The organism is Corallococcus terminator (genome assembly GCF_003611635.1).
In the GTDB taxonomy this organism is placed as follows: Bacteria; Myxococcota; Myxococcia; order Myxococcales; family Myxococcaceae; genus Corallococcus; species Corallococcus terminator.
In genome coordinates this window covers 1-9873 of the sequence record NZ_RAVZ01000350.1, presented here as the reverse complement: position 1 = coordinate 9873, position 9873 = coordinate 1, and the positions used below count along the sequence as shown (strand labels likewise).

The 9873-nt window shown below is 70.4% G+C and carries 9 protein-coding genes; 5 read left to right on the top strand and 4 right to left on the bottom strand.

The window, feature by feature from the left end; all coding sequences use genetic code 11:
* Window positions 1-95: 95 nt before the first annotated feature.
* The 3 genes from D7V88_RS34180 to D7V88_RS34170 are packed head-to-tail and all read left to right on the top strand — an operon-like array spanning window position 96 to window position 5165.
* Window positions 96-869 (top strand): TetR/AcrR family transcriptional regulator, encoded by a 774-nt coding sequence (locus tag D7V88_RS34180; RefSeq protein WP_120544803.1) that lies wholly within the window; start codon window positions 96-98, stop codon window positions 867-869.
* Window positions 866-1990, top strand: a complete 1125-nt coding sequence (locus tag D7V88_RS34175; protein WP_120544802.1) for an efflux RND transporter periplasmic adaptor subunit — start codon at window positions 866-868, stop codon at window positions 1988-1990. The genes D7V88_RS34180 and D7V88_RS34175 overlap by 4 nt, the downstream gene beginning before the upstream one ends.
* A 55-nt stretch (window positions 1991-2045) precedes the next feature.
* Window positions 2046-5165, top strand: a complete 3120-nt coding sequence (locus D7V88_RS34170; protein WP_120544801.1) for an efflux RND transporter permease subunit — start codon at window positions 2046-2048, stop codon at window positions 5163-5165.
* Between the two features lie 94 nt (window positions 5166-5259).
* Here D7V88_RS34170 and D7V88_RS34165 read toward each other — a convergent pair whose 3' ends face one another.
* Complete coding sequence (locus D7V88_RS34165) at window positions 5260-6009, bottom strand: hypothetical protein (protein WP_120544800.1); 750 nt, start codon at window positions 6007-6009, stop codon at window positions 5260-5262.
* A 44-nt stretch (window positions 6010-6053) separates the two neighbouring features.
* On the opposite strand from D7V88_RS34165, the gene D7V88_RS34160 reads away from it, so the two are divergent.
* Window positions 6054-6626, top strand: coding sequence for a DUF2378 family protein (locus D7V88_RS34160; RefSeq protein ID WP_120544799.1), 573 nt, complete (start codon window positions 6054-6056; stop codon window positions 6624-6626).
* 54 nt (window positions 6627-6680) lie between these two features.
* Here D7V88_RS34160 and D7V88_RS34155 read toward each other — a convergent pair whose 3' ends face one another.
* Window positions 6681-7040, bottom strand: a complete 360-nt coding sequence (locus tag D7V88_RS34155) for a hypothetical protein (RefSeq protein ID WP_233595976.1) — start codon at window positions 7038-7040, stop codon at window positions 6681-6683.
* A 268-nt stretch (window positions 7041-7308) separates the two neighbouring features.
* On the bottom strand, window positions 7309-7512 hold the full coding sequence (locus D7V88_RS34150) for a cold-shock protein (RefSeq protein ID WP_120544798.1): 204 nt from the start codon (window positions 7510-7512) through the stop codon (window positions 7309-7311).
* Window positions 7513-7803: 291 nt separating this feature from the next.
* Between D7V88_RS34150 and D7V88_RS34145 the strand changes: the two genes are divergently transcribed.
* Window positions 7804-8352 carry an SPW repeat domain-containing protein gene (locus D7V88_RS34145; protein WP_244238539.1) on the top strand — a complete coding sequence of 183 codons (549 nt, stop codon included), beginning with the start codon at window positions 7804-7806 and terminating at the stop codon, window positions 8350-8352.
* Window positions 8353-8473: 121 nt separating this feature from the next.
* On the opposite strand, the gene D7V88_RS34140 is transcribed toward D7V88_RS34145, so the two are convergent.
* Window positions 8474-9873, bottom strand: a 1400-nt coding sequence (locus D7V88_RS34140) for a hypothetical protein (protein ID WP_341870744.1), incomplete at its 5' end; no start/stop codon positions are given.

Below are 9873 nucleotides of genomic sequence, written 5' to 3'. Positions count from 1 at the left end.
CCTCCGCCCCCCGCCGACACGCCCCCCGGATTCCTGACCCGGCGGTCAGCCACGACTGTTCTATTTCTGACCGGCGGGTTAGGAATGCGCCCGTCATGTCCCGCCCCGCCGACCCGAAGGCTCGCAGCGCGCTCATCGACGCCGCGCGGGCGGAGTTCGCCCGTCGGGGCGTGAAGGGCGCGCGCATCGGGGACATCACCGCCGCGTGCGGCCTGTCCAAGGGCGCCTTCTACCTGCACTTCCCCTCCAAGGAGGGCCTCTTCGGAAGCCTCGTGGAGGCGTTCGTGAAGGAGCTGGAGCGGGTGAGCCTCAAGCGCCTGACGTGCATGGAGCGCTTCCGCGCGGAGCACGGCCAGCCGGGCCCCGAGGACGTCGCCGCGTGTTCGGAGCGCTACCAGCACTTCCTGCGGATGGAGGCCACGTCCGACCTGGAGATGCTGGAGCTTATGTGGGAGAGCCGCCAGGTCGTCACCGCGCTCATCGTGGGCAGCCAGGGCACCGCCTTCGAATCCGTCATGTGGGACCTGGTGGACCGCGAGGTCGACCGCATCTCCCGGGAGTTCGGCCACCTGCAGGGCCACCACGGGGAGCACCCGGACGTGGACCCGGGCCTCTTCGGCTCCTTCATCGTGGGCACCTACCTGCTGCTGGCCCGCCAGATGGGCCGCCTTTCGCACAAGCCGGACCTGGCCGCCTGGGCCACCGGCATCCAGCGGCTGATGCACGAGGGCACCGCGCCGCGCAGCAAGCCGCTGCCCGCGCCAGCGACGCCCGCCCCCGTCGCCGCCCGCACCCCTTCCACACCTTCCACGCGCCGGCGTCACGCCCGCGCGGCCAACCCGCACCGTCCTCCAAGGAAACGCCCGTGAAATCGTCCACGAAGCCCTCCGCTTCCCGTGCCTTCGCCGCCGTGGGCGTGGCCGCCGCGCTCGCGCTCACCGCCTGCGACAAGGCGGACGCCTCCGCACCGCCCGCCGCCGACAAGGCCTCCGCCGCCGACAAGGCCGCCCCCGCCAAGGCCCCCACGGCCGTGAAGGTCATCACCCCCCGGGGCGAACAGGCCTCCGCGTCCGAGGAGGTGACGGGCACGCTGTTTCCCGCCCAGGGCCTCCAGGTGGGCTTCGAGGTCGGCGGCCGGCTGGAGTCGGTGCGCTCCCACAAGGGGCAGGCCGTGAAGAAGGGTGACGTGCTCGCCCAGTTGAACCCTGAAATCGTCGACGCGCAGGTGGCCGGCGCGGAGGCCGCGGTCGCCGCCGCGGAGGCCGGTGCCTCCATGGCGAAGGACGCGGCCGAGCGCAGCGAGAAGCTCAGCGCGGGGGGCGGCATCAGCGAGCAGCAGCACCGTGGCGCCGCCTCCACCGCCGCGCAGGCCCAGGCGCAGGTGCTGGCCGCGAAGGCGCAGTTGGCCCAGGCCCGCGCGTCGCGCCGCCGGCACGACCTGAAGGCGCCCTTCAACGGCACGCTCATCGAATCCCCGGACCAGACGGGCGCCACGGTGGCCCCGGGCACGCCGCTCTTCACGCTGGAGCAGTTGGACACGCTCGTCTTCCGCACCACGGTGCCGGAGTCCTCGCGCGCGCTGCTCAAGCCCGGCGCGAAGGTGCGCGTGGTGTCGCTGGGCGGTGGTGCGTCCACCGACGACGCGGTGGTGCGCACCATCCTGCCCTCCGCGGACGCCACCACGCGCCGCGTGCCGGTGGAGATCGCCGTGCCCAACGCGGACGGCCGCTTCGTGGCCCACACGCTGGCGCGCGCCATGCTCAAGCTGGGCGACCTGCGCGAAGCGCAGGTGATTCCCCTGACGGCGGTGTCCTCCTCCAACGGGGACCACGTCCTCGTCGTCGACGACGGTGCGCTGCGCCGCGTGGACGTGCAGGTGCTGGAGCGCCGCGACCGCGAGGTGGTGGTGCTGGCCGCCTCCGTCCTCCAGCAGGTGGTGGACTACCCGACCCCCGCCATGTCGCCCGGCACCCGCGTCTCCGTGAAGTAGCCCACTTCGCGCCCCTTTGCGCCGCGGCCGGTCCGCGCGGCGACGTGAGTCCTCCATGCTTCTCAGTGACGTTTCCATTCGTCGGCCGGTGTTCACGGCCATGCTGTCCCTGCTGCTCGTGGTGCTGGGCCTGATGGGCCTCAAGCGCCTGGGCACCGACCTCTACCCGGACGTCAGCTTCCCCGTGGTGGTCGTCAACACGCTCTACAAGGGCGCGGGCCCGGGCGAAATCGAGACCCAGGTCATCAAGCCCCTGGAGGACGCGGTCGCCGGCATCAGCGGCGTGGACAAGATCCACTCGTTCAGCCGCGAGAACGTGGGCACCGTCATCGTGTCCTTCACCCTGGGCACCAGCCTGGACACCGCCGTGCAGGACGTGCGCGACAAGGTGGGGCAGGCCGTCAACAAGCTGCCCACCGACGCGGAGGCCCCCATCGTCAGCCGCGTGGACCTGTCCGCCACGCCCATCCTCACCTACGCCGTCTCCGCGGACATGAAGTCGCAGGCGCTGCGCAAGCTCTTGGATGACCGCATCAAGCCCGCGCTCGCTCAGATTGCCGGCGTGGCGGAGGTGCGCATCACCGGCGGTGACGTGCGCGAGGTGCAGGTGGACATCGACCTGGACAAGGCGCGCGCCGTGGGCGTCACGCCCGCGCAGGTGGCCCAGCGCATCGGCACGGAGAACCTCAACCTGCCCGCGGGCCGCCTCCAACTGGGGCCCAACGAGCTGACGGTGCGCTCCATGGGCGAGTTCACCAGCGTGGACGACCTGCGGATGCTGCCCGTCGCCCGCAGCGCCACGGGCGCGCAGGTGCGCCTGGAGGAGATCGCCACGGTGACGGACGGCGTCGCCGAGCGCCGCACCACCGCGCGCCTCAACGCCCGGGACGCCGTGGTGCTGGAAATCGTCAAGCAGCCGGGCTCCAACACGGTGGCCGTCAGCGACGCGGTGAAGAAGACGCTCGCGCAGATGACGCCGGTGGTGGGGCAGGGCTTCCAGGCGACGCTGCTCATCGACCAGTCGGAGCTCATCCGCGCCAACACCCACGAGGTGTGGATCGCCATCATCTTCGGCGGCCTGATGGCGGTGCTCATCATCCTGATGTTCCTGTTGGATCCGCGCGGCACGTTCATCTCCGCGCTCGCGCTGCCCACGTCCGTCATCGGCACGTTCTTCGTGATGTACGTGCTGGGCTATTCGCTCAACCAGATGACGCTCTTGTCGCTGTCGCTGGCCATCGGTCTGCTCATCGACGACGCGGTGGTGGTGCGTGAGGCCATCACCCACCGGCTGGAGCAGGGCGAGGACCCCATGAGCGCCGCGTCCAACGGCACCCGGGACGTCGGCCTCGCGGTGCTCGCCACCACGCTGTCCCTGGTGGCGGTGTTCATCCCGGTGGCGTTCATGCCCGGCATCGTGGGCCAGTTCTTCAAGCAGTTCGGCATCACCATCTCCGTGGCGGTGACCATCTCGCTGTTCATCTCCTTCACCCTGGACCCCATGCTGTCCGCCCGCTTCGCCAAGGCGCGCAAGCCGGGCGAGGTGCACCAGGAGGCCGCGGTGTTCCGGGGCCTGCGCCGCTTCCTGGAGGGCACGGAGAACACCTACGCCCGCATCCTGGGCTGGGTGCTGCGCCACAAGTGGACCACCGCGGGGCTCACCCTGCTGGCGCTGGTGCTGTCGTTCGGCGCCGCCAGCACGCTGGGCGCGGAGTTCATGAGCGCGGAGGACCGCTCGCAGCTCATCGTCGAATTGCAACTGCCGGACTCCGCCAGCCTCGCGCAGACGGCCGAACGCGCCGCCGAGGCGGAGAAGCTGATCAAACAGATTCCGGAGGTCACCGACATCTACACCACCGTCGGTCCCAACGGAGACGTCTACAAGGCGCGCATGCGCGTGCTCACGGTGCCCAAGGACGCGCGCACCAAGGGCATTCCCGTCCTCAAGGAGGAGGCCCGCGCGCTGCTCGTCCCGAACCTCGTGTCCACCGCCGTCACCTTGTCGGACCCCCCGTCCATCGAAGGCCTGGGCGACTGGTATCCCATCATGGTCCGCGTGGTGGGCCCCGACCTGAAGCTCGTCAACGAGGAGGCCGAACGCGTCGCCGGCATCCTGCGCAGCCTGGGCACGTCCGACGTGCGCGTGGATGCGAACCCGGCCAAGCCGGAGCTCCAGGTGCAGATCGACCGGGCGCGCGCCACGGACGTGGACCTGTCCGCCGCCTCGCTCGCGACGCAGTTGCGGCTCGCCATCGACGGTGACGTGTCCGCCAAGCTGCGCGAGGGCACCGACGAGACGGACATCCGCGTGCGGCTCCAGGAGCGCGACCGCGCCAACCCGGAGCGCGTGCGCCAGTTGATGGTGTCCACGCCCCGGGGCCTGCGCCAGGTGACGGACGTGGCGAACGTGACCCTGAAGGATGGCCCCAGCGTCATCGAGCACGAGAACCGCGAGCGTCAGGTGGCCGTCGTCTCCCAGTTGGCCAAGGGCGCCGCGCTGGGTGACGTGGCCAAGCAGTTGAAGACCGCCATCGAGGCGAAGCCGCTGCCTCCGGGCTACGCCATCGTCTACGACGGGCAGATCAAGAGCCTGGATGAGCAGAACGACGCGTTCGGCGCCGCCTTCGGCCTGGCGTTCGTCTTCATCTACATGGTGCTCGCCAGCCAGTTCGAGTCGCTCAAGCACCCGTTCACCATCATGGTGTCGCTGCCGCTGGCGCTCGTGGGCGCGCTGCTGGCGCTCGTCGTCACCAACTACCACCTCAGCCTGGGCGCGATGATTGGCGTCATCCTGCTGATGGGGCTCGTCACCAAGAACGCCATCCTCCTCATCGACGGCGCCCTGCACCACCTGCGCGAGGGCGACTCCGTGGACGAGGCCCTGCTCAAGGCCGGCCCCCGCCGCCTGCGTCCCATCCTGATGACGAGCGCCGCGATGGCCATCGGCATGGTGCCCACCGCCGTGGGCACGGGTACCGGCTCCGAATTCCGCGCCCCCATGGCCATCGCCGTCATCGGCGGCGTCATCACCTCCACCTTCCTCACCCTGCTGGTGGTGCCGGTGGTGTTCGCGGCCATGGAGAAGCTGTCCTTCGGCCGCAAGCAGCCCCGGACGCCCGACACGCGCGCCACGCAGCCCGTGGACGTGCACGCGGCGCACGACCGCGCGGCCTGAGCGGAGCGCTTCGCGGGACATCACCGTCGTTCTTCACGGGGCGCGAGGGGAGTCTTCCTCGCGCCCCTTCTCGTTCCCGACGTCCGGGCCCGCTTCAGCGCACGTACAGCGGCACCTGCGCGGCCCGCACGCGCAGGCGCAGGGCCTGGCCCTCCGGCGTGTCCGGGAAGAGGCCGCCCCACGCCAGCGTCAGCCGCTCCCCCACGGGCTTCCACGCGAGGTGCCCGCGCATGCGCACCGGCTCGTAGCTGGGCCGTCCGGCGTCCAGGTGGCGCGCGTCCGGCAGGCCAAAGGCGGCGTAGTAGGTGAGGTCCGGGGCCTGGGCCTCCGCCAGCCGGTGCAACCCACTGGGTACGACGCAGGTGACGTCCGCGGTGTGCCAGTCGCCCTCGCGCCCCAGCTCCACCGACAGCGTTTGGAAGCACATCCGGGCCGGCGGACAGCCCAGCTCCCCCGCGGTGAGATAGTCGTAGTCCAATCGCACCACCTGAAGCATCTCATTGATGTCTGGGTGGCCCTGGGTAGTGAAACCCCAGGCACCGCCATCCGCCTTGTATGAGCGGATGCCGTAAGCCCCGTAGAAGACGTTGTACCAGGGGCTCTCCGGGTCGAAGTACGACGAGCCCGACGCGCCCGCCGGGAAGTCCCCCAGCGTGAAGACCACCACCAGGTCGAAGGGGTGCTTGAGCTTGAAGGCGTCGAAGCACTCCCGCGCCACCTCGCCCAGGGAACCCGGCACGGTGGGCACCGGCGTGGCGACCCCCGCGTGGGTGAGGAAGTCGTCGCGGCCCGGCAGCGGCGTGCCGCGCATGGCCAGCAGGGCCAGTTCCCGTTGCAGTCCCATGGGGGTGCCTCGCGTGAAGTCCGTCCGGCGCCTACAGTACCCCCATGCCCGAAAAGCTCATCTTCGAGCACACCCTGGAGGGGCTCTTCATCCGCGGGTTGGCCGGGCAGATGACCCCGGTGCTCCGCGAGCGCCTGCGCACGGTGGGGGTGGATCTGGACCGCAAGCTCCAGCCCGCCTACGGCTTCGACACCTGGTGCTCCGCGGTGCACGTCTCCGCCCGGCTTCTCCACGCGGACCTGCCGGACGAGGTCGCCCTGGCACGTCTGGGGGAGCGCATGGTGGATGGCTATCGGGCCACCCTGCTGGGGCGGGCCCTCTTCGGCGTGTTGCAACTCATGGGGCCCCGGCGCGGTGTTTCACGCGCCCAGCAAATGTTTCGCTCGGGCAATAATTATACACAGGCGCGGATGACGGACCTGTCACCCACGTCGCTGGAGCTGTGGATGAACGAGGCGGGTTTCATCCGCTACTTCACGCAAGGCGCACTGCTGGCGGGACTGCGCGCCACCGGCGCCGCGGAACCTCGTGTGGACGTGCATGACTTCACCGCCGCGGATGTCACCTACCGTGTGTCTTGGAAGGACACGGACGCGGGCACCCGTCTCCGGACGTGACGCCAGGAGACGGGGCCTCGCGGGGTCCGCTGCGTTAGCCGGATCGCGGAAGCTTCAGCGACCGGCGGCCGCGTGACCTTCATTCGTGAGCGACAACCGCACGCGAGCCTTGGCCAACTGGCTCTGCGCTTCCTCCAGCGACACACAATCCACCGTGATGTCGTCGTTGGGGGAGGCTTCCGACGCCACGCGGGCCGTCTGCAGCCGCGCGATGGTGGAATCCGACACGTGCGCGCACATCACACAGCCGTTCTTGCGCCCGTGGCTGATGACCTCGGAGAACAGGTTCGCCGATTCCGGCTCCAGCGGGCGAAGACCCCGCATGTCAGCCAGCACCAGGTGCCGCCCTCCGCCGTAGCTGTCCGTGGCCTTCCGGTAGACAGCCACGTACTCCTTCATCTCGTTCGGCCGCATGAAACCGCTCATGCGGGCAGTGATCGTCCGACGGCTCACATCGTTGGTGACTTCGAACATGGTGCGCCCCTCCCTCGCGGTCCAAAGCCTAACAGACGTCTTTGTGACTTTGTACAGGCCCCCCTTCGATTCTCCTGGAGCTGAAGGGTTTGAAAGGAATTGCGTGTTTTGCCTTCTCGGCAGGTTGTAAAAATGAAGAAGCCCGGCCGCGCGCACGCGAGACCGGGCTTCCGGACCGGGCGGGGCCCGGATCAGCTGGCATGACTGCTCAGGCGGCGCGGACGTTCTGGGCCTGCAGACCCTTGGGGCCCTTGGTCACCTCGAACTCCACCTTCTGGCCCTCAGCCAGGGTGCGGAAGCCATCCATGTTGATGGCGCTGTGGTGGCAGAACACGTCCTCGCCCCCACCGTCCTGCGTGATGAAGCCAAAGCCCTTCGCATCGTTGAACCACTTCACCGTACCAGTAGCCATGAATCGTCTTCTCTTTGTGGGTGGGGCGCGGCACCCCCGCCCTGGGGCGGCCGGCCCTCTCGAAATGTGAGGGCCTGAGTGCGACTCCCAGTCTGCCCCCGGGGGAGGGGTGCGTGGAAGCCCCCCTGCCCACCAGCCAACAGTTCGGCGGGTGGGTTGCTTTCCACCCTTCACCGGGACAGGCAGGCGGGCAGGAGGCCTCCGGGGCCTTGGCGGCCGGATCCGGGGGCGTGGCTACCGTTCGGGGAAGGGTCCCGTCCCCCGGAAACGGGCGGGAGAGGAGACACGCCAATGTATCAAGTCCGACCCCTGGAGCCCGTGCTGCCCCCCGTTCCCCCGCGCCCGGAGCGTGCGTTGCGCCGGGAGTGGCGCCGCCTGGTGGACCACAGCGCGGCGGCGGGCATCCTGTCGCGTCCGCTGTTCGGCCGGCTGCCATTGCGCCGGGTGCTGCCGCAGGACGTGCACTCCGTCCTGGACTACGTGGCGGGCGCCGCGCTGGTGGGCGCGGGCGTCGCGGCCGGTGACGGTCCGGCGAAGGCGGCCGGGTGGGCCCTGGGAGGCGCGGCGCTCGGCGTGTCGCTCTTCACCGACTACCGGCTGAGCCTCGCGAAGCTCATCCCCATCGAAGCGCATGAGCTGGCCGACTACGCCTATGGCGCGGGGGCGGTGCTGGCGCCGTTCCTGTTCGGCTACGCGAAGCGCAGGCCCGCGGCGGCGGCGGTGCACGTGCTGGTGGGGCTGTTCACCGTGGCGGCGTCGCTCTACACCGACTACCGCTGCCAGACGGGCATGCACCTGGGCGGGGAGCTGGCCACGGATCCAGGGGGCATCGGCGCTTGATACATGGGACGTGAGCGCGCGGCAGGGCTCCCTGAAGGGCCCCGCCGCCGGCTTCCCACGTCGCGTCAGGGACGCGGAAGGTGAAGGGCCCTCACGCCGGCCGCACCCCGCGCCCCGGACTTCAGCCCTGGGGCTTGAGGCGAATCAGGAAGCCGTCCTGAAGCCGCTGGGACGGTCCGTCCTCGGGCGTAGGCCGGTTCAGCCCTCCGGCGAGCAGGACCCCGCCTGAGGCATCCACGGACACGGTCCGGGCACTGGACGCGGTGCCATGGCTCGCGAAGCCGCGCACCCAGAGGGACGTGCCTTCGTCCGGCAACAGCTTGGCGACATACAACCCGGGCGGCAGATCCGCGCCGCCCAGGGCCCGGCCGCCGTCGTGGCTGCCCGCGACCGTCACCTGACCGGCTTCGTCGGTGGCGACCACGGGCGCTCCGGTGGGAAGGGTGCGCGCCCAGCGCTGGCTGCCCTGGGCGTCGTAGGCCAGCAGGAAGCCGTCGCGCGAGTCCGCCTTGTGCCAGGCGTTCTGGAAGTAGAGCTTGCCGCTGAAGCCGCCGCCCACGAAGACGCGGTCCGGGCCCACGGCCACGGACACCGCGGAGCCATCCGTGCCGCGCACGTCGTGGCTCCACACGTGGTCGCCGTCGTGGGTGAGCTTCACCACGAAGGGCGTGCGCTGGCGCACGGTGAGGAAGGTGGCGTCGCCGAAGGACACCGCCCCCGCGTAGCCCCCCACCACGTGCACGTCGCCAAAGACATCCACCGCCACCGCGCGCGCGGAGACCTCTCCTTCGCCCACGGGCGTCCACACGCGGCTCCAGCGCTGCTCACCCTTCGGTCCCACGCGCAGCGCGAAGCCCGCGTGTCTGCCATTGGGCGCTGTCTTCAATCCCTCACCAAAATCTCGCTGGCCGGTGAAGTCGCCCACCAGCACCGCGCCGCCGTCGTTGTCGGACGTGACGGCGTTCACGGTGACGGGGCCTTCGCCCGGAAGCGAGCGCACCCAGTCCAGCACGCCCTCGCCGCTCAGCCGGGCCAGGAACGGCCCTTCGGGCAGCGTCGCGCCGTCCTGCGTGTGGTTCGCGGAGGTGCCTGAAAGGAAGACATGGTCGCTGGCATCCACCGCCAGCCCGCCCACGCGCGCCCGCGCTTCGCTCCGGGGCGTCCAGCCCCGGGCCCAGCGCAGCGTGCCCTCCGAAGAGAACCGCGCCACCAACAGATGGGGCGCTACGACATTGCGGTCGAAGGGCAGGGGCCCCGCCCCCAGATTGATGGGCTCCTGATAGGTGGCGGCCACGAGGACGTCCCCGTTGGAGGTCACCACCGCGTGCGGCGCCTGCTGATCCCCAATCATCAGGGTCCGCGACCACGCTGGGGCCTCCACGCCCTCCTGCCCCACCTGTCCACCCACCTCGCCGAGCACCGGGATGCGCGGTGTCGTAGCCCGGGCTTCCTCGCACCCCACGAGGAACAGCAGCCCCCCCACGCTCACCGCCATCCGAAACCACGCCACCGTCGCCACCC